This window comes from Verrucomicrobiia bacterium (assembly GCA_036268055.1).
Classification (GTDB): domain Bacteria; phylum Verrucomicrobiota; class Verrucomicrobiia; order Limisphaerales; family Pedosphaeraceae; genus DATAUW01.
Genome location: DATAUW010000001.1, coordinates 95,909 through 117,245 on the forward strand (window position 1 = coordinate 95,909; position 21,337 = coordinate 117,245).

Consider the following 21,337-nt stretch of genomic DNA (forward strand, 5'->3'; position numbering starts at 1 on the left):
ATGGACTTTCCAGCCGGTCTGGCCTTTTCCTCAAAAATGCCTTATGCAATTTGCGCCGGAAAAGATTGCGAATTGCGTGGAATCGCGGCCATTGCTCGGATCAACGCGAAGGCACTGTCAATTCCATCACTTCATTATCCACGCGGCTGATCGCAAAAATCCGGTCGCCGCGTTGCGGTTGTAAATTGCTCATGCCCGTGAAACTGCCGAACGCCGGAAGAATCGCGCTGCGCTTACCAAAACAAAAGCACGGCGCCCGGACGCCGCCGCCGTAAGCCTCGCGCAAAACAATCGCCGGATGCAGATGGCCCGACAGCATGTAACTTTCTGGTTCCGCGTGCGGCTCGTGGCAAAATAAAAACGGCGGGCGGCTCCAGCATTCCTCCGTCTCCAAAACGCGCCACAAAGCCGGCGGCGATCCCGATTTCCTGTCGTGGTTTCCGGGAATCAAAATGATTTCCAGCGCGGCGTTTTGTTCGCGCCACGCGGCGACGGTGTCCAGCATCTCCGGTTGCAACCCGGCCCGCGCATGAAAAAAATCTCCCAGCACAATGAGGCGGCGGCTATCGGTTTCGCGCAAAATTTTATCCAGGCGTTCCAGATCCCCAAGCGTGGTCCCTTCCGGCACGGCCACGCCCGCCCTGCGAAACGCCGCGGGTTTCCCTAAATGCAAATCGGCGATGATCATCGCCCGTTCGCGCGGCCAAAAAACCGCCTTCTCCGCCAGCAACGCCAGCCGTTCGCCCGCACAATCAATTTCCAGCATCATTTCTTTGCCGCCGCCTGTTCTTCCGCGACGACGTCCTGCAACTGTAACGCCATCCGCTTGACGCGGTCAGCCCATTTTTCCGAAGTCACGTTCGCCTGCACGAAAGACGCCCACAGCGGAAACGAAAGTGGCGTAAGCCGCGGCGTCTCACAGCGCACAATTTTCATCGTCTTCAATTCGCCCAGCGTTCCGTTGAGCCGGCCCACTTCAAGCTGGCGTTCCAAAACTTCTCGCCGCGCCTGTTCGAGCAACAAATTCTGCGGATCGTATTGCGTGAAGACATCGTAAAAAAGTCCGCTGGAAGATTGCAACTGCCGCGTGGTCTTGCCGCTGCCGGGATAACCCTGGAACACGAGCCCGGCGATGCGCGCGATCTCGCGAAATTGCCTGCGCGCCAGTTCCGCCGAGTTCAAACACGCAAGCAAATCCGTCAAAAGATTCTCCTGCGAAAAAACCTTTTGCCAATCTTCATCGCTCAATGAAAGCGCCGTCGCTGACAACAAACCAAACCCGTAATCGTTCAACGTCACCGCGATAGAAGCCGGAAAAAGTTTCGAGACGCGATGCGCCACCAACGCCGCGAGCCCTTCATGCACCAACCGCCCCGCGAAGGGAAAAATAAAATGATGCACGCCATCGCGCATCTGCAATCGCTCGATCAGCAATTCATCCGGCTCAGGAATACGCGACCAGTGCGCCTGGATTTTTAAAACCGGCTCGACCGCGCGCATCTCGCGCCCGTCAAAAATCCCATGGTTCGCCTGCGAAAGTTTTTGCCGCACCACGCGCGCAAGTTGGGATGAAAGGGGCATTCGCCCGCCCATCCATTGCGGAACCACGCCGCTCATTTTCTTCGAGCGCCGCACCCACGCGGTCATGTCGCGAATGCGCACGAGTTCCAATGTTTGTCCCGCAAACGAAAATTTATCACCCGGCTTGAATCGCCCGATGAACGATTCTTCAACCGTGCCGAGCATCGGCCCGCGCACGACGCGCACCGCGACCGCGCTATCGCTCGTGATCGTGCCGACGGACATGCGATGCAGCCGCCCGATGAATTCGTCAGGCACGCCATAAAGCCCGTTCGTTTCGCGCACGCGCGAGTATTGCGGATACGCGCGCAACGCATGGCCGCCAAGCGTCACGAAGTCCATGCACCAGCGCCACTCCTCATCCGTGAGATCGCGATACGCATGGCTGCTGCGCACTTCCGCGAGCATTTCCTTTTCATCGAATCCGCTGCCCAGCGCGACCGTCACGAGATGTTGCGCGAGCACGTCCAGCGGATGTTCCAGCGGCCGGCGCGATTCCAAATCCCCCGCCGCAATCGCCTCGCGCACGGCGGCAAATTCCACCAGTTCGAGCGCATGCGCCGGCACGCACACGATTCGGCTCACCGCATTCGGCTGATGCCCGCTGCGTCCCGCGCGTTGCAGCATCCGCGCGACGCCTTTCGGCGCGCCAATTTGGATCACCTGCTCCACCGGCGAAAAATCCACGCCCAAATCCAAACTCGCCGTACATACGACGCACCGAATCGTCCCCGCGCGCAACCGTTGTTCAACCTCCTCGCGAGCCGCGCGATCAATCGAACCGTGATGCAGCGCAATCTCATTCTCCCACGCGGGCTTGGCTTTCAACAAAGCCTGGAACCAAATCTCCGTTTGCGAACGCGTGTTCGTGAACAAAAGCGTCGTCTGTTTTTTCTCCAGATATTTCAACACCTGCGGCAGCAAATCCAAACCCAGGTGGCCGCCCCACGGAAACGTCTCGAGATTTTTCGGCAGCAAGGTTTCAACGGCCACGCGTTTTTTCAGATCCCCCGAAATCAGCCGCGCGGACGCGGCATTTTGCCCCATCAGGACAGCAAGCGCCTCGTCCAAATTCCCAAGCGTCGCCGAAAGCCCCCACGTGCGAAGCTGTGGAAACCAATGGCGCAATCGCGCCAGGCAAAGCTCGGTTTGCACGCCGCGCTTCGTGCCGAGAAGATCGTGCCATTCGTCCACGACAATGCTTTTGAGCGACGCCATTTTCTCTCGCGTGCCCGGATACGAAAGCAGGAGCGACAAACTTTCTGGCGTAGTCACCAGCACCGTGGGAAAACGCTCGCGTTGCTTCGCGCGCGTGGCGGAGGATGTATCGCCGGTGCGCAACTCCACCGTCCACGGCAATCCCAAATCCTCAATCGGCGCGCGAATGGATTTCGCCGTGTCATTCGCCAGCGCGCGCAACGGCGTGATCCATAACATGCGCAGCGGAACTTCCTTCGGCCACTGCTCCCGGTCGGGATTTTCCGTGAGCCATTCTATCAATGGCGGAATCGCAACGGCGTAGGTTTTCCCCGTGCCCGTCGGTGCGTGAATCAATCCGCCCCGCCCCGCCAAATAATCTGCCCATGTTTCACGTTGAAAATCAAAAGGCTTCCAACGATGCTCCTTAAACCACTGTAAACATTGGTTCAAAGCAGCTTCACCAGCAGCTTGGCTTGCTGGCGTATTGAATAAATTTTGCTCTTCCATCAGGCCGCATCCTCAAAATTAGCAAGTGCGCGCAAATTATCCAGCGTATCGGCTTCCTCAGGTTTCTTGTCCTGCCGCCAGCGACTCATGCGCGGGAACCGGACCGCCACGCCGGACTTGTGGCGCGTGGATTTTTGGATCGCCTCGAATGCGATTTCAAAAACTTGCGCGGGCGCCACGGTTCGCACCGGGCCAAATTTCCCGGTCGTGTTGTGCCGCACGAAATTATCCACCTGCAAAATTTCTTCATCAGTTAAACCCGAATAAGCTTTCGCAACCGGGACCAGTTGGCCTTGATCCCAAAGACCAAAAGTATAATCGGTGTAAAGGCTCGCGCGGCGCCCGTGGCCGAGTTGTGCGCAAATCAAAACGGCATCAATCACGAACGGATCAATCTTCCACTTCCACCAATCGCCGCGCTGCCGCCCAACGCCATAAAGAGAATCCTTTTTCTTCAGCATCAGTCCTTCAACTCCGCGTGCACGCGCTTCGGTTTGCAGGCGCGCGAGTTCCTCCCAGGATTGGACCTCCACCAATGGCGAGAGGCGCAATGGAAATACTGGCTTGAGCGCAAGGTCTTCGTGAACTGAATTCCCAATTTCCAATCCTGGCAACAATGGCGTTTCCAAAGATGGCATCGCGATCCCGATCGTTTTCTGCGACGCCTCGGCAGTCACTTGCGCGACAATTTCTTCGAGATTTTTCCTTCGCTCGACCAGTGGGCGCGCGCGCAAATCCTTCCCATCCAATTCAAGCAAATCATAAGCAACAAAAACGATGGGAAATTCACTGCGAGTGCGCACGCCGACTTTTTTCCGGCCAAGACGTCGCTGCAGTTTGCCGAACGGTAGCGGACGATCATTTTGCCACGCGAGAATTTCGCCATCCAGCACCGTGCCCGGCGGCAGGTTCGCGCCCGCTTCCACAATTTCCGGAAATGAATCCGTGACCATTTCATCCCCGCGCGACCACACCAGCGTATCATCGCCACGGCGGATTAGTTGCGCGCGGATGCCATCCCATTTCCATTCAGCGAACCAATCGCGCACATCACCAAGCGATGAAATATCCTCACCACGTTTGATTTTGATTTCGATCGGCGACGCCAAAAAAAATGGATACGGCTTGGCGGTTTCCACGACGCCATCCGCGCTGCTCATCAACCGCTGAAAATCCTCGGGCGTCGGCTGCCACGAACCGAGAACGCGATGCGCCATGATCGCCGGGTCCACGTTCGCGACCGCCGCCAAAGCGCGGATGACCAGCGTGCGCGCCACGCCAATGCGAAAATTTCCCGTGATGAGTTTGTTCCATACCAGCCGTTCGCTGGTTTTGAGTTCACGCCACGTCCGCCGCAACAATTCGCGCCGCGCCAACTCCGATAATGAGCGCAAGGGAACCAGCCGTTGCTCCACAATTTGCGAAAGCGAAAGTTTGGAACCTTCGCCTGGGTCGCGCATCAGCAGCGCCATCGCCTCGGCCATGTCGCCGACGGCGTCATAGCATTCGTCAATCAACCACTCCGGCAGATTCGTTTCCTCGGCGGTCAGTTGCCAAAGCGTTTTGGTGGGCACGGCTCGCGGCAAAGTGCGGCCGCAAAGAAATTGCAAAGCCCACGCGGCATCGGCGGGCGGCGCTTCACGAAAATAACTTTCCAGCGCGGCGACTTTTTCATTCGTGCGCGTCGTTTGATCCAACTCACAAAATAATTGGGTGAACCGTTTCACGATGGCTCGGTGGCTGTCTCGGTCACCTCGGCGGCGGGCGTTTCTTCTGGTTTATCCGCTTCCTCATCCAACTCGCCGGCAAAACGCGTTTCGATGGCCTCAGCCGCGATTCCCTTTTCACGTAAGTAGCGCGCGAATGCGTTCGTATATCCGTGCGTGACCCAAACCGTTTCCGCGCCGGTGGCCTCCACAGTTTGGCACAATCCATCCCAATCGGCGTGATCGGACAGTACAAATCCCCGGTCGAGCGAACGGCGACGGCGCGGCCCACGAATTTGCATCCACCCCGAGGCGAAGGCAGTCGAGATGTCGCCAAACTTTCGCAGCCACGGCGAATTGTCCGCCGAACCCGGCGCGAGAATGAATCCTTTGCCTTCAGCACTTTTCACCGTGTCAGCGTCCGCTTTGGCCGTCGGCGGCAACTTCACGCCGGCAGCGCGATATGCGGGCAAAAATCGTTCCATCGCGCCGTGCAAAAAAATCGGCCCGAGGTTCGCATCGAGCCCCGTCAAAAGGCGTTGCGCCTTGCCGAGCGAATAACAAAACAAAACGCTCGTGCGTTTTTCCATTTGGTTTTGCCGCCACCAATCGTTGATCTCGCGAAAAATGTCCGCCTGTGGCCGCCATTGATAGATGGGCAGGCCAAAAGTGGATTCCGTCACGAACATATTGCAACGAACCAGCTCGAACGGCTGCGAGATGCCGTCGTTCTCCAATTTATAATCGCCACTGACCACACACACTTCGCCGCCGTGTTCAATGCGCACCTGCGCCGAACCAAGAATGTGACCGGCGGGATGCAGTGAAACCTTGACGCCGTTGCGCGAAAAAGTTTCTCCATAAGCATGCGTCTCAATGCGGGCGTCGGCACCGAGGCGCACCTGCAAAATCTCTCGTCCAGTGGTTTCCGTAAGATATTGCCGCGAACCGGGACGCGCGTGATCCGAGTGGCCGTGAGTGATGACGGCCATGTCCACTGGTCGCCACGGGTCAATGTAGAAATCGCCCGCAACGCAGTAAAGTCCGCGTTCTGTATTCTGCAAAAGCATCGTGCGAACTATAACACAAGTGGCACGGATGCGAATGCGGCGGCGAAAAGAAAAGTAACTCCGCACAGGTCGGCGGAGTTACTTCATTCCTGGCCAGCTTCGTCGTTACGGATTCGAGACGCGGTAGAAGCGGGCGGTGTTCGTTGTGCTGACTTCGTTATATTCCTGAGTGCCGGAGCTGGTGGCCACGGATGAGCCGAGCGCCGTCCAATGCGCCATATCGCTCGATGCCTGAACGCGGTAACTAAACCCGGCGGGCGCATTAAATTTCAGGTGCGAAAATCCATTCGCGAGTTTGGAAACCCCGCCGAGGCGCAAGGCGTTCGTGTTCGCGAGCGGGCTGTTGTTGTGATAAAGGGCGAGCACGGGATTGACGTTGGTATCATAACCGGTGATCACCAGATCCAGACGTCCGTCATTGTCGGTGTCCACCCACGTGGCCGTGCCGAAGGAAAGTCCGGTGAACCCGGTGGACATATTGGTGAAAACATTGTTGCCGAGGTTGCGCCAGATTTGCGCCACGAAATTGCTGTTCGCATCCACACCGGTGATCGCAATGTCCAGCTTCCCGTCATTATCGAAATCTGCGACGGCAACTGAACTCTCCGACACGCCGGTAAGTCCCGCATTCACATTGGCGAACGTGCCATTGCCAAGATTGCGCCAGATTTGCGCGATCGGTCCGTTGGACGCGAATCCAGTGATGACCAGGTCAAGTTTACCATCGCCATCGAAATCGCCCCACGCGACTGCGCCCTGCGAAACTCCCGGAAGATTGGCGTTGATATTGGCGAACGTGCCGTTGCCCAGATTGCGCCATACCTGACAAATAGAATCGTTATTCAAATCCGTAGTCGTCCCAGCGATGACGAAATCCTGGTTGCCGTCTCCATCAAAATCTCCCCACGCAGTGGAACTATAAAATACCCCCGACAAAGGAACATTCAGGTTGGCAAAAGTTCCGTTGCCTTGATTGTGCCACACCTGCGCGACGGCGCCGCTGTCGCCGAACCCGGTAAGGAGAACATCGAGCCGCCCGTCATTATCCATGTCGCCCAGCGAAATCGAACCGGTATCCAACCCCGGAAGCGAAGTCGTCACCTCACTAAAAGATCCGCCGCCAAGATTGCGGTAGAGTTTGGTCACGCGCACGGGAAAACCCTGTCCGTCCACCCCCGCGAAACCGGAAAGCATGATGTCCTGGTTGCCATCATTATACATATCTCCCACTGCGGCCGCGCTGCTGCTGACGCCGGCAATCGTAGCGTTGAGATTGGCAAAAACATTATTGCCGGTGTTACGCCAGACCTGCGAGATATTATTGAAGCTCGCGTTTTCGCCGGTGACCAGAAGATCGAGTTTGCCGTCGCCATCAAAATCTCCCCACGCAATCGCGCCATGCCCCACCGGCGGCAAAGCAATGGACGCAAGACTGAAGACCGTGGATGCGGAAGCCACGAACGAAATATCGTCGCCATTGGTAACACCTGCGGAACTGCTGGCAACAATACGATAATGATAAGTGGCGCCCGGAGTGAGGCCCGTCTGCAAGTGCGTGAAAGTGAATGTCACCGATCCCGAACCAATCGGCGTGGAAAACGTAGTGGTCCCGTAATTGGTCGTGGGACCGATCTCAAAGGATACCGAGGTGGCGATACCGCCGGGATTGACCGAGGCATTCAACACCGCGCTGGTGGAGGTGATGGTCGTGGCGGCGAGAGTCTGCACGAAGCCCGCAGCAGAACTGGTTTCGGGCGCAATGAGACTCATCAATAAAATGGAAAACCCGAAAGCCGCGCGCCAAAAAACTCGCCGCAAGATTTTCAGAAATCCAGTGAGCGAAAAAAGTTGTTGGTGTGGATTAATAATGGATGCGATACGGAAACGGTCGTCGTCTGGTGCAGGCTGCATCTTATTCATAATATAATAACAGTTGCTTGAGGCATGTGCCGTGCTGGCATCGCCCTTCTGATTTTTGTTTGGCCGATCCGCTACCCATCGGGGCGGATGTCCGCTCGAAACGATTGGACTCCGTAGCCTTTTGCAAATTAAGTGCCACGATGTCTCGCCGCTGGCTCCGTTGCAAAAGGCCGGTTTACAAAGGCTCCTTTTGCACGCTGCTTGCAAAATACCTATTGCAAAAAGTTTTTCCTTAGCATTTTGCAAGTGTGCCGCGATGGCGAATTGCGACGAAACCTCGCCGCAGGCGTGCGGTTATCCGCATCCGCCCCGCGACAATTTGCAAGGTTCCACTTGGGAAATAAAAATCGTGCGGCGAAAAGGAACTGTTACTTGAAGGAGTTAGAAGAATTTGCAAATCGCATTTTTTTTTGCGCGCCCAAACCACGAATTGAGTGTTACCTCCGCCGGAACAGCGCGGGCCTTGCAAAATACCGGTGGCACTGGCCGTGCTGAAACCTTCGCTAATTGGTATGCGGAATGAGCAAACCGACCACGATCACTAACCAGAATCATCAGATAGAGCCAAACAAAATGAAAAATAAACCAGCTACACTCGCCTGCGCCGCGGCCCTCACCCTCGGCGCATTGGGACTCACCGGAACCGCGCAAGCCGGTTCCATCTCGGGAACGGTTTCGTTCTCCGGCACCGCCGTCACTGACAGCGCCAACTTCATGACCTCAACGCGCTTCCTGTCATTTCAGGACGTATTCGTCGGCGCGAACTCAGCGCTGTTCGGAGATTACACCGGCACTTCCGGCGCCGCTGTGACCGTCACGCCCTTTATCTGGAACCCGGCCAACGCCAGCACGCCGATTGATCCCCTGTGGACTTTCACCGTTGGCGCAAAAACGTATTCCTTCGACATCAGTTCCATTCATGAAGACTTCGCTGACCCGACCGGCATGTTGCTTTCGGGCATGGGCACGGCCTTCATCACTGGTGAAACCCCTACCAGCGGTGAATTCATGCTGTCAGCCCAAACCATCGGCGTAGCTACCTTCACGTTCTCCTCCACCACCGAGGTCCCCGTGCCCGACAATGCGAACACGGTCATGCTGCTGGGTGGCGTCCTTTTCAGTTGCGCGCTCGTGCAACGCAAATTCAAAAAAGTCTGATCCATCGCGCCAGTTTATCCGGCGCCGATCAAACTCCAGGCGAAGTGATTTTTAAATCCTTCGCCTTTTTTCTGTACCGGAAGATCAACCGTGCCGACAAATGTTGCAGCTTTGGAAGTGTGTCCTGCTCTGCGAATCGGGCTCATTGGAAATGGATGCGAGAATAGTTGAGTTCCGCTATTTCAAATAAATTTTCATCTCCTTGCCTTGCAGCATATCGGTGTGTTTTACAAACCATCCGTCAAGCGGCTTGTCGCCGATGGTGATTTTATCAATATTATCGCCTTTGCCTTTTTTGACGATGGTGAAAGTCTCGCCGTTGCCCAGGGTTATGGCGATTTTGTCGAAAATAGGCACTGATACGATGTATTCAGGGTCGGCTGGGGAGTAAGGGTAGATGCCCATGGCATTGAAGACATACCATCCCGTGAGCGAACCCTGATCGTCCATTCCTGGCAAAGCCAGACCTTCAGCACCCATGCCAAAGTAATGGAAGAGCAGCTTGGTGAGAACGGCCTGTGATTTCTCCGGCTTATTCACGAAATAATAGAGGTAAGGATAGTTGAAGTCGGGCTGGTTACCCATGCAGAACTGTCCGAGAAAACACGATAGATTGTCCCTGGCATATCCTTTCCAGGGAATAGTAAACAGATCGTCGAGTTTCCGCTCGAAATCCGCCGGGCTTTTGTAAAGGCTGATTAAGCCCTGCGTATCCTGCGGCACGAAGAAAGATGCCTGCCAGGCATTAGCCTCGCGATACATAAACTCATAGTAGGGATAATATGGATCGAACGGCGCATACCAGGTTCCATCGGCAAGGCGGCCTCTCATCAGCTCAGTTTCCGGATCGAATACATTTTTGTAGTTCTGGCTGCGCTTCAACATTTCGTTGTACGTGTTGGTGTCGCCCAGCGCTTGGGCAAGCCGCGCGATGGAATAATCGGAATAGGCATACTCCAGCGTCTTGGTGGTTCCAGCGGTAGATTTAGTTTCGGTCACCGGGTGGGCGAGGTTGGCTTCGGGAACATAGCCGAGCGCCATATATTCTTTGTTGTGAGGCCTTGCCCGATTGCCGTCGCCAGTGTTGGCATTGTTAAGCATGTAGTGGAATGCCTCCTGAACATCAAAGTTCGTGACGCCGCGCAGATACGACCCCGTTATGTAAGCCGAACCAAAATCGCCGTGGAACGAGGTGGGCAGAAATCCCGAACGCGCGCTGCGGCGCAACATGGAGTTGATAATCTCGTTGCTGACATCAGGAAGCAGCATGTCCAACAGGACCAGTTTAGTGCGGAAAGTATCCCACAAGGCCGGACTCGTCAGCGCTTCGAATTCTGCGCCGGCGTCGCTGGTAAGACTCGGGAACCAGAACTGCCGGAACAGGCAGGAGTAGAACAATTCTTTCTGCCGGTCAGTTCCGCCGGTTACCTGAATTTTGTCGAGCATCGTTTCCCAGTTTTGATTCGCCTCTTTGCGAACCTGAATGAAACTTTTTCCGCCAATCTCAACTTCCAGATTGTGTTTTGCCGCTTCGATGCTCGTATAGGAAAGGGCGATCTTTACCTCCAAAGGCTTGCTTTCCTTTTCGAAGCTGATTACCGGAACGTCAATCTTCCCGCTGATTCTTCTTCGACCGCCAGCGCCCTGGCCGGAACGCGGAATGACGGGCTGGTTGGGATCACGCTTGTAGGTATCTATGCTTTTGATGCGCTCATTCATCACGCAATAAAAGCACAAGCCACCCTGCTTTCCCGAAACGGCATAATCACCCGACTGCTGCAAATCCCAATCGCTGCTGCCGCCTCCTGAATGAACTAGATCGAATGCGAGTTTCTTCTCTTGCCCGCCCAGGTAGGTGAATTTGTAGTAAGCACACCGCCTGGTGGCAGTTACTTCAGCGTTGATGTCGTAGCGTTCCAGGCGAACCTGATAATAACCCGGGTGGGCCGATTCACCGGCGTGGTTAAATTTCGATGCAAAATCATCGGCAGTGAATCCGCTGCCTTCAAGTGGCATGATGGGAATGTTCTGCTTTCCCCACTGCGTATCGCTCGTTTGAGCAAAAGCCTTGATCGTATTGACTTCGTATTCATATCCGCTCCCGCTGCCATAAGTAGTAATGGGAACTGCCTGAACCATGGCAAAGGGAACAGTCGCTGCGGGCGCGTTCAAGCCATTCCAAGTCCGCCAGGACGCAACATAGCCGAGGTCGGCGCTGTTGGTCAGAACGGTGGTTCCGACAAAGGGATTCACATAGCTCGTCAGCGAACGACCTGTTTGGCTGAGATGACTGCAACCTGTTACGACCATCATCAACGCCGCAATCACAAGCTGTATTGAATTTCCAACGCAATTAAAAATGTTTGTTTTGCTATCTACCGGCCGGAATATTGATTTGCCGTTGGCAATTCCGGCAGGCCGGGGAGTGTTGGATTTTAATTTCCCAAATCTGAGGACTTCTCCTCTGATGGTTTCGGCTTGGGAGATTTTCGTGGTTTGCATAACCTTTTTTACTCCGTAGCCATCCGATGCACCATTCTGAATTTTGACACCCACGCTAACAAAGTCGCCTGCTTTCAAAGTCCGCGAATTGGACGCTTGCGTTCATTGTGAACTCTCTGGTAGAGTTAAGTCGTGATGTCGGCGTGTGCGAGCAAAACTGCTGGTTGCGGTCAGGAAATGGTTGCTTTGGCTTCCATGACCTTACACTCGTAAGCTTCGTAGCACACTGCCCAATCAGACATTCAATCAGCGACGCAAGTGATTGATTGTCAATGCAGCCGATGTGGCGGAATTGGCAGACGCGCTAGACTCAAAATCTAGTGTCTTTATTGACGTGTGGGTTCGACCCCCTCCATCGGTACCACTTTCTTGTATGCTCTGTGTCTGACGGCGAAAAAGTGCAGTTGTCCTGCCCCAAGTGCGGGCAGCGGATTGCCGCACCGGCCAACCGGGGCGGCGCTCGCGCCAAATGTCCTAATTGCCAAACGGTCTTTACCCTCCCTGGCCCGCGCACGGACGCTCCCTCTCCGCCGCGCCGCTACGATGGTCTTCCCCCTTTTCCAATCATTCGCGTTTATCGCGCCTGGCTTTGGTATGACGTCGTCGCCATTTACGAAAAACATCTTGTCTGCGGAAAACGCTTTTTGCTTCCGCCCAACATCACCGAGGAAATGTGCGCGCCTTCGGGCGAAGCCGCTCTGAAAAAAATTCTGTTCCGGCCCCGGAGCATTTTTTTCTCGGACATCACGGAATTCAGGGAGGACGGTATAATTGCGCTGCCGTCTGCCGGCAACCGCGCGAATTCCTTCAGCATCGTTGGGAAAAAAAAGGAGCGGCTGCGCTTTTCCGTGCAAGCCTCGCAACTCAAAACTCCCCGCTCCTATTTTGCCACCATGCTTGGCGACCGCTACTGGCTCGCGAAAGGATCGTGGCTTTCGCGTTACTTTCTAGTGCGCTTGTTTTTGATTTGTGGTGTTCTGGCCCTCTTGTTCGGTTTCACTTCTTTCATTTATCGGTATCCAGTCCTTGCCTTGCTCGGTGTCGCGCCCGGCGCGGCTTTGTGCGGGCTCGGTTCATGGCTTCAATTCGGAAAAAAACGGCCCGAGAAAAAACAATTCAATAAATATCCCTCAAGTGAAGTCACGCCGTTGCGCTCAAAAACATCCGACGCGTCAGCACGCCCGCCCTTTCGCGCCGTATGGCTCGGTCTGCCGCTCAAGTTGCTTGGCGTGGCATATCTGATCGTTATCGCCAGCCCGCTCACAAACGGGCTCGGCCCCATAGTCTTCCAACATTTTCATCACGCGAACACCATCATCTATTCGATTTGGGGATTGGTCTGGCTGCCCGCGCCGCTGTTGATATTGGCCGGCTATCGCCTGTGCGTGCGCCAGCGCGAACGCCTGAACAGCGCGGATGCGCGCAAACCCATCGTCATTCTCCGGCCATTTGAAATGGATCCGGCCATTTCGCTTCAGCCCGCCGGTCCGCTGGCGTGGCTAATGGGAATCCGTTCCCGCTGGCTCATGCCGCCGGACCCGAAACCAAAACCCAAAAAACGCCGCTGGCATTTCCCGCTTTGGGACCTGTTGATGTTGAACCATCCGGTGAAACTTTTCCGGATGCTGCTTGATTTTTACGTCAAGCCCGCCGAGGAATCGCTCGTGAATTATTTTCGGAGACTTGGGCCCGTCCTGGCCATTGGCAAATCCGGCAATCCCACGACGCCGGAAAAAGAGCGCAAATATTCCGACTATTCGCAATGGCAAAACACCGTTCGCAGTCAGCTTGCCCACGCGCAAGGCGTTGTCGTACTGCCCGGCGCGCCGGCGGGCGTCCGCTGGGAACTCGAACAAGTCCACGCCAGCGTGGACCCATCGCGCGTCCTGCTTTGCCCAGCCGCCGATTGGCAAAATCCGCAGGCGTACGAGGAACTGTCCATGTTCGCGCGCAATATTTTGGAAGCAAACTTGCCGCGCGCATTGCCGTTCAGAAAACGGCCGGTATTTATTTTGTTTGATGAAAATTGGAAGCCGCGAGTTCACGAACTGAATTACAAATTCCAATTACTTTGGCCGTTTATGAGCGATGCGGCGAGCCTGCGTCGTTCATTAAAACCCTTCGTCAAAGGCTGGGAGGGAAAGAAATTGCCGGTGACGCGCCGCCCGAATTGGTTGCGCGCCACGCTCAACTGGTCCGGCACGGCCCTCGCTCTCGCATTCGCATTGGCTTTGATTTGCCTGCCCTTTTTTGGCGCGGATTCCACTGCCGAGGCGATCATTGATCCCGAATTTTCCGCCACAGTTGCGAGCGCGATCACTTTTGATGACGACAAAGAACCTGCGCCGTTTACCGCAATGGCGTCCGACGATCCGCAAGTCCAGGAAGCCACCAGCAACGCGGCCAAACAACTCGCCGCTCAAAATCATAAAACGCTCAAGGGCAAATCCGTTTCGTACGAATTTGAAATTCCTGAAACGATGATCGAAGTGCCGGGTGACAATGACCTGATGGAATTCTCGCGCGAAAGTCCTGATGGCCGTCTTCGCCTCCAGGTTGTCGCCGCGGCGGGCAAGGAGGATTTGAATTCCTTGCCGGAATTGCGGCTGTCGCAAAACAATGTGCTCGGCAAATCCGAGGCTCGATTGGAATCCACGCAAAAAATTCGCGAAGGTAACGTGACGTGGACCGAGGCCCGCGTCCTGGCGAAGTCCAAGGATGGAATCGTCCGTGAAATCTCGCGCGGAACCAGTGGCGATTACGGCACGATCATCGTCATCATTTCGTTGAATAATTCCGCCGAAACCGACCCGACCTATCAAACCATCGTGGACGATATTTTAAAATCGTTCAACGTGACGCATTGATCGGTACACAAAAAAAGCTGAAACCCGTTATCGGATTTCAGCTTGGTTTTAAGGACTAAAATTTATTTCGCGTCAATCACGCGGACCTTGATGTTCCGGAACGAAACCTGGCCGTGGTCGCCTTGCAGCGCGATATAACCGGTGGGCGATTTCGCAAAGCCCGGCATTTTCGAGAATTTGCTCTTCGCGACGCGTGCGTTGAAGTCATCGCTGCCGAGCACGTATTCAAAATATTTCACACCATTGATATCGTGCTCGCACTTGTCCGGGCTGATGAGCAGGCGCACATGGTTCCATTCGCCAACAGGCTTGGTGGCATCAAGCGTTTTGCCGGTGGCGGGATCAATCGGCGGCTGATACAACTGGTAAAGCCAGCCGCAACGAATCGGATCGCGCGCTTCCTTATTGTCCTCAAGCTGGAACTCCGGCCCCGTCGCCCATACCGCGCCGCCCGTGTCGCCCACGTGATACATGATGCCGCTGTTGCCCGCCTCAGAGATATTATAATCCAGTTGCAACTCGAACCATTGATATTGATTGCTGGTCACGATATCGCCTGCGTTGTGCGGATCGGAACAAACCAAAACGCCATCCTTCACTTCCCAGCCGGGGCGCACGCCGTCGTGCTTGAAATTATGCCAGCCATTGAAGTCCTTGCCGTCGAACAAAAGCTGCCAGCCCGCGGCGCGCTCACTGGAGCTAAGAGTATTAGGCTCGTCCTGCGCGTAAGCGGATGTGCCGGCGGCAAACGCGAGGGACAAACAAGTTAAAGAAATCAATAGGGTATTTTTCATGAGTGCGAGATTAAGACGAAAGCCCCCGCCAACGCCAGCGAAAATCGTCTCCTCATTTTCGGGGAGCCGTAACCCTCTACACTTCCCTTTATCCGCCCGATTCGACTTTCTGCAATCGTTCCAGCGCGCCCTGGATGGCTTGAAGCGACCGCAGCATTTCCATTTTCAATTCGTCGCTCGGCGGATGCTCGGTGTCGGTCATGATCGCGCCTAATTTCTCCAGCAACGCAGGCGCGCGCTTTTTGAAACTGGCGATCTGGGTTTCCCACGCGAGTTTCTTTTTGGCGCAATCGAGCAGAACTTTCAAAAATTCCACTTCTTCGCGCGTCGTGCGCGTGCCCTGATATTTCGCGTTGACCACATTCAAATCCGCCATCACCGACGCAATGGTGCGTTCGCTTCGCGCGATGTCGGCGGCGAATTTATTTACCTCAACCAAAACTTTTTGGCGTTCGGCCGCTTTGATGTGCGCCCTTTCAGTATAACGATTCAAGGACATATTTGCAGGTTGCGCAACAAATTCGGCTAAATCAAGCGCTCAATAAAAAAATGCAGCGGTTGCCGCTTTCGCCGCAACCGCTGAATGTGTTCAAGATTTTTTAGTAGCTCAAACCAAAACCATAGGAAAACTGCGGCGCTTCAACCACCGTCGTCGGATTCAGGATTTGCTCATTGCTGCGCGGCCAGGTGCGCGAAAGTTTGCCTTTGAATTTATAATCGCCGAACAAAACATCCGCCACGCCTTCGCCTTCCGAACCCGGCAGCCATGCGGCGACAAACGCATCGCTCATATCAAATGAATTTCCCAGCACCAGCGGACGGCCCGAAAGCAAAATGGTGACCACCGGCACGCCGGCGCCTTTCGCTTTTTTGATCAACGCCGCATCGGCCGCGGCGAGGTTCAGGTCTTTGCGGTCGCCCTTCATTTCCGCATAAGGCTGTTCGCCCACCACGACAATGATTTCGTCCGCGCCGGAAAGATTTTCGCCGTTCGCGGAGTAACTCACCTGGATTTCCTTGATCGCCGCTTCTTTGCGAATGCCATCAAGAATCGTCGTGCCGCCATCCACTCGCTGGCCCGCTTCGCCCTGCCAGCCGATAGTCCAACCGCCGCATTGGATACCCAAATCATTCGCGCCTTTGCCCACGACCGCGAGGCGTTTCAAGTTCTTCGAGAGCGGCAGCGCGCGATTGCTATTCTTCAGCAACACCAACGATTCCCGCACACATTCACGCGCCACGAGACGATGCTCCGGCGAACCGACTTCCTCCGTCAGCTTGGGATCGGTCGAGATGTTTTCAAAAATGCCGAGCATATATTTCTCGCGCAGGATGCGATGCACCGCATCGTCAATGCGCGATTGCGGAATCTTTCCTTCGCTCACAAGTTCCTTCATATAGCGGATGAATTCCTCGTAATTATTTTTCTGCCCCGGGCCGTTCGGAATCATGATCATGTCGAGACCCGCATTGATCGAAATCTCCACGCAACTCTTATAATTATTCGTGATCTGGTCAATCGCCGCCCAATCCGAGATGAGAAATCCTTTGAAACCGAGTTCGCCCTTCAACACGCCCGTCAGCAAATCCTTGTTCGCGTGCATTCTGACGCCGTTCCAACTGTTGTACGAAACCATGATCGAACCGACGCCCGCCTTCACGGTCGCAACGTAAGGCGCCAAAAATAATTTGCGCATCCGCTCGTCGTCGCCCACGGAATTTCCCTGATCAATGCCATCGGTCGTGCCGCCGTCCGCGAGGAAATGTTTGGCGCACGCGAGCACCGAGCCATCATCGGAAAGTTTCTTGCCCTGATAACCATGCACCGCCGCCGCGCCGAGTTCCGAGCACAATTCCGGGTTCTCGCCAAAGCTCTCGTAGGTGCGGCCCCAGCGTTCATTCTGCGCCACCGCCACGCACGGGGCAAAGGCCCATCGGATGCCTGTGCCCGCGACTTCTTCCGCCGTCACGCGCGCGGCTTTCTCGATCAATTTTGGATTGCGCGTCGCGCCCAAACCGACGTTGTGCGGGAACATGACCGCGCCCTGCACGTTATTATGGCCGTGCACGGCGTCAATGCCGTAGAGCAGCGGAATCTTGAGACGCGTCTTGAGCGCGTAAGATTGAAATTCGTCGGTCGCCGCGAGCCAGCCTTTCGCCGTGATGTCCGCCGGGTCGGAACTGCCGCCGCTCAACACCGAGCCAAAACCATATTTCTGGACATCGCTCATGTTCTTCTTCAACGCGTCCATATCTACTTGCGTCATCTGCCCGATCTTTTCGTCGAGCGTCATCTTCGCCAGCAACGCATCGGCTTCGCTATCTGCCTTCGCCGCGCTCTGCGCAAACACACTCTGGCTGGGAAAGGCAAGCGCGCTTGCCAGCATGAGAGACAGGACGCCTGCTCGCGTGCAAACATGTTGCGCGAGGCTGATCTTAAAAAACGAATTCCGATGACCGTGCGAGGACGGTGGTTGCGTAGATTGTGAAAACATAATGGTTTATTGAGCGCCAAGGTTACTGAGTTACTAATACGACGCCACCCCTCTTTAGAGGGGTGCGCACCGCGATATAAATGAATACGTTCTAGCCGTATGCAACCCGTTCACACACGATTTTTGCGCGTCTGCGCGTGCGCTCTGATTTCGTTTTTCGTGACCCTGACAGGTTTTGCGCAGGTGCATCTGTGGCTCACGAATCCCGACCAATCCATATTGTTTCAGGACCAAAAAGACAGCCTTAATTTTGTCACCACGTCCAATGATAACCCAACCATCGTCGTGGATGAATCCCAAACTTTTCAAACGATGGATGGCTTTGGTTGCTGTCTCACCGGCGGGAGCGCGATGCACTTGATTCGCATGGATGCCAATGCCCGCGTGAAGTTATTGCAGGAATTATTTTCCACCAGCGGCACCAACATCGGCCTGAGTTACTTGCGCGTAAGCATCGGCGCATCGGATTTGAACGACCACGTTTTTTCCTATGACGATCTGCCCGCGGGACAAACCGATCCCGCCATGAAACAATTCAGCCTGGCGCAAGACCGCGAGGACGTGATTCCCATTCTCAAGGAAATTCTCGCGATCAATCCCGACGTCTTGATTCTTGGCTCGCCCTGGTCGCCACCGGCGTGGATGAAGGACAACCACGACACGCGCGGCGGCAAGCTGCTCAAGGAATATTACCCCGCTTATGCAAATTACTTCGTAAAATATATCGAAGGCATGAAGGCCGAAAGCATCCGCATTGATGCCATCACCGTTCAAAACGAACCACTCAATCCCAAGAACAATCCCAGCGTGGAAATGGAAGCGCCCGAGGAAGCCGATTTCATCAAAAATAATCTCGGCCCCGCCTTCGCCAAGGCGAACATTCACACCAAAATCATTCTCTACGACCATAATTGCGATCACCCTGAATATCCCATCTCGATTCTCGACGATCCTGGTGTCAGCAAATACGTGGACGGCTCGGCCTTCCATTTATACGCCGGCGATATCAAAGCCCTCACCAAAGTCCATGAGGCGCACCCCGATAAATCGGTCTATTTTACTGAACAATGGGTCGGTGCTTCCACTAGCATTAAACGCGGATTGACCGAGCACATGCGCAATCTGATCATCGGCGCCACGCGCAACTGGAGCCGCAACGTCCTCGAATGGAATCTTGCCGCCGATGCCAAGCATGAGCCCCATACAGATCGAGGCGGCTGCACGACCTGTCTCGGTGCGGTCACGATCGAGGGCAACGAAGTCTCCCGCAATGCCGCATATTATATAATGGCGCACGCGGCGAAATTCGTCCGCCCCGGCTCCGTGCGTATCGCTTCCAATTATCTCACTACACTGCCCAACGTCGCCTTCCACGCGCCCAACGGTGAAAAAGTTTTGGTCGTTCTCAACAGCAGTTCGCATTCCCAAAATTTCAACATTGAGTATCAAGGCCGGCAGGTGGATTCGGTCTTGAACAGCGGCGCGGTCGGCACTTACGTTTGGTAAACACGGCATTCCGTTTCGCAAAAGTATTGCGAAAGAAAATCACGGCAGCTAAATTCCGTTCAATCGCCTTTTTGCAACTGAACTAAAAACATGCACATTCATCTCGCCTGGATAGATAAAGCCATTCTCGCCATTTATTTCATCTTTGTGATTGGCATCGGTTGGATGCTCAAGCGCTACATGAAAGGCAGCGCGGAATTCTTCATGTCCGGGCGTTCCATCCCCGCGTGGGTGACCGGCCTGGCATTTCTTTCCGCCAATCTCGGCGCGCAGGAAGTCATCGGCATGGCGGCTTCCGGCGCAAAATACGGCATCATGACCAGCCATTTTTATTGGGTGGGCGCGATTCCCGCGATGGTGTTTCTTGCGATTTTCATGATGCCATTTTATTACGGCTCCAAAGCGCGCTCGGTGCCGGAATATTTGAAACTGCGCTTTGATGAAAAGACGCGCGGACTGAATGCGTTTTCGTTCGCCATCATGACGGTGTTTTCCTCCGGCATTTCGATGTATGCGCTCGCGCGCCTGCTGGAAATTTTGCTCGGTTGGTCGTTCGACGGCAGCATTATCGTCTCCGCGACGGTCGTGCTCGTATATATTTTTCTCGGCGGCCTCACCTCCGCCATCTACAACGAAGTGCTGCAATTTTTTATGATTGTGCTCGGCTTTACGCCGCTGGTTTTTCTCGCGCTCAAGGACATCGGCGGCTGGTCGGCCCTCAAGGCAAAACTTATCCCGGTCGCCACATCGCAGGGTTATGCCGCCGGCACCTGGACGGATTCATGGACTCATATGGGCAGCACCGCGTCGAACCCGATGGGCGTGGAATGGTTCGGCCTCGTGATGGGGCTCGGCTTTGTGTTGTCGTTTGGTTACTGGTGCACGGACTTCCTCGTCGTGCAACGCGCGATGGCCGCCAACTCCATGTCTGCCGCTCGCCGCACGCCTCTCATCGCCGCCATTCCCAAAATGCTTTTTCCCGCGCTGGTGATTTTGCCCGGCATGATCGCCATCGCCTTGCATTATGGCAGTGGAAATAAATTCCTGCCACTAGCCGCCGATGGCACGCCCGATTACAACATGACTATTCCGACGCTGCTCGCGAAATATCTTCCGACGGGAATTTTGGGCATCGGTTTCACGGCATTGATGGCGTCGTTCATGTCCGGCATGGCGGGCAACGTCACCGCTTTTAACACGGTTTGGACTTACGACATTTATCAAAGTTACATCGCGCCCAAAAAATCGGACGTGCATTATCTTTGGATGGGCCGGATGGCGACGGTCTTCGGCATCATCATCAGTATCGGTTGCGCCTACCTCGCGGCCCGATTCAACAACATCATGGACATGTTGCAGTTGGTCTTCGGTTTCGTGAATGCGCCGCTGTTCGCGACCTTTCTCCTGGGCATGTTTTGGAAACGCGCGAATGGCCACGGGGCTTTCTTCGGCCTGCTTGGCGGAACGCTTGCCGCCGCCATTTTCCACGGGTTGGCGCTGCCTGAAGGCGCCGTCGTCGGCATCAAGGGCGGATGGATCACTCCCATGTTTCATTTCCACAACGATCTCGGCCAAACTTTCTATATGGCCCTCACCGCGTGGACGAGCTGCTTCGTGCTGACCATTTTGATTTCGCTGGCGACCAAACGCAATCGCACCGAGGAGGAATTGAAAGGTCTCGTTTACTCGCTGACGCCGAAACTCAAGTCCACTGACGAACCCTGGTATAAGCAACCTGCGACGCTTGGCATTCTTATCCTTATCGCCACGCTGATCCTCAACATCATTTTCTGGTAAACTCCACCACCGCTTATGAAATTTGACCTGCGCTTCCCCATCGGCATTCTCTTCACCATTTACGGGATCATGCTCGTCGGCTACGGCGCGGCGACCAACTCCGATACCGCGATGTACCAAAACTCCTCGCTCGGCATCAACATCAACCTGTGGTGGGGAATCGTGCTGCTCGTGTTCGGCCTCCTGATGCTCGGCGGCGCCTTGCTCGGACGCAAAACACCGCCGTCGGAATAG

14 protein-coding genes and 1 tRNA gene are annotated in these 21,337 nt (G+C 55.0%); 6 read left to right on the plus strand and 9 right to left on the minus strand.

Going from position 1 to position 21,337, the window contains the following annotated elements:
* Positions 1-100: 100 nt before the first annotated feature.
* From pdeM to VH413_00440, 5 genes are all read right to left on the minus strand, one after another.
* A complete protein-coding gene (pdeM, locus tag VH413_00420; GenBank protein HEX3797134.1) occupies positions 101-769 on the minus strand; it encodes a ligase-associated DNA damage response endonuclease PdeM in 669 nt (222 codons plus the stop codon).
* Positions 766-3,288, minus strand: a complete 2,523-nt coding sequence (locus VH413_00425) for a ligase-associated DNA damage response DEXH box helicase (GenBank protein HEX3797135.1) — start codon at positions 3,286-3,288, stop codon at positions 766-768. The genes pdeM and VH413_00425 overlap by 4 nt, the downstream gene beginning before the upstream one ends.
* A complete protein-coding gene (locus VH413_00430; GenBank protein HEX3797136.1) occupies positions 3,288-5,015 on the minus strand; it encodes an ATP-dependent DNA ligase in 1,728 nt (575 codons plus the stop codon). Before VH413_00430 ends, VH413_00425 begins: the two co-directional genes overlap by 1 nt.
* The gene (locus VH413_00435) at positions 5,012-6,064 is read right to left on the minus strand and encodes a ligase-associated DNA damage response exonuclease (protein ID HEX3797137.1); all 1,053 of its coding nucleotides are present in this window, start codon (positions 6,062-6,064) and stop codon (positions 5,012-5,014) included. The genes VH413_00430 and VH413_00435 overlap by 4 nt, the downstream gene beginning before the upstream one ends.
* 105 nt (positions 6,065-6,169) lie before the next feature.
* Positions 6,170-7,834, minus strand: coding sequence for an FG-GAP-like repeat-containing protein (locus VH413_00440; GenBank protein ID HEX3797138.1), 1,665 nt, complete (start codon positions 7,832-7,834; stop codon positions 6,170-6,172).
* Between the two features lie 723 nt (positions 7,835-8,557).
* On the opposite strand from VH413_00440, the gene VH413_00445 reads away from it, so the two are divergent.
* On the plus strand, positions 8,558-9,142 hold the full coding sequence (locus VH413_00445) for a hypothetical protein (protein ID HEX3797139.1): 585 nt from the start codon (positions 8,558-8,560) through the stop codon (positions 9,140-9,142).
* Between the two features lie 177 nt (positions 9,143-9,319).
* Here the strand turns inward: VH413_00445 and VH413_00450 are convergent, their stop codons facing one another.
* Positions 9,320-11,722 (minus strand): GH92 family glycosyl hydrolase, encoded by a 2,403-nt coding sequence (locus VH413_00450; protein HEX3797140.1) that lies wholly within the window; start codon positions 11,720-11,722, stop codon positions 9,320-9,322.
* Between the two features lie 199 nt (positions 11,723-11,921).
* Here VH413_00450 and VH413_00455 point away from each other — a divergent pair.
* Together VH413_00455 and VH413_00460 are read left to right on the plus strand one after the other, a co-directional pair.
* Positions 11,922-12,008: transfer RNA gene (locus VH413_00455), tRNA-Leu, on the plus strand.
* A gap of 16 nt (positions 12,009-12,024) precedes the next feature.
* Entirely contained in the window at positions 12,025-14,511 is a 2,487-nt protein-coding gene (locus VH413_00460) for a hypothetical protein (protein HEX3797141.1), read from the plus strand.
* A 62-nt stretch (positions 14,512-14,573) separates the two neighbouring features.
* Here VH413_00460 and VH413_00465 read toward each other — a convergent pair whose 3' ends face one another.
* The 3 genes from VH413_00465 to VH413_00475 form a co-directional block, all read right to left on the minus strand.
* Complete coding sequence (locus tag VH413_00465) at positions 14,574-15,305, minus strand: DUF1080 domain-containing protein (GenBank protein HEX3797142.1); 732 nt, start codon at positions 15,303-15,305, stop codon at positions 14,574-14,576.
* A gap of 88 nt (positions 15,306-15,393) precedes the next feature.
* A complete protein-coding gene (locus tag VH413_00470) occupies positions 15,394-15,804 on the minus strand; it encodes a hypothetical protein (protein HEX3797143.1) in 411 nt (136 codons plus the stop codon).
* A 100-nt stretch (positions 15,805-15,904) separates the two neighbouring features.
* Positions 15,905-17,800, minus strand: coding sequence for a glycoside hydrolase family 3 N-terminal domain-containing protein (locus VH413_00475; protein HEX3797144.1), 1,896 nt, complete (start codon positions 17,798-17,800; stop codon positions 15,905-15,907).
* Between the two features lie 99 nt (positions 17,801-17,899).
* Here VH413_00475 and VH413_00480 point away from each other — a divergent pair, with 99 nt between their 5' ends.
* The 3 genes from VH413_00480 (at position 17,900) to VH413_00490 (ending at position 21,337) form a co-directional block, all read left to right on the plus strand.
* On the plus strand, positions 17,900-19,306 hold the full coding sequence (locus tag VH413_00480) for a glycoside hydrolase family 30 beta sandwich domain-containing protein (protein HEX3797145.1): 1,407 nt from the start codon (positions 17,900-17,902) through the stop codon (positions 19,304-19,306).
* A 90-nt stretch (positions 19,307-19,396) separates the two neighbouring features.
* Positions 19,397-21,103, plus strand: a complete 1,707-nt coding sequence (locus VH413_00485; protein HEX3797146.1) for a sodium:solute symporter family protein — start codon at positions 19,397-19,399, stop codon at positions 21,101-21,103.
* A gap of 15 nt (positions 21,104-21,118) precedes the next feature.
* The gene (locus VH413_00490; GenBank protein ID HEX3797147.1) at positions 21,119-21,337 is read left to right on the plus strand and encodes a hypothetical protein; all 219 of its coding nucleotides are present in this window, start codon (positions 21,119-21,121) and stop codon (positions 21,335-21,337) included.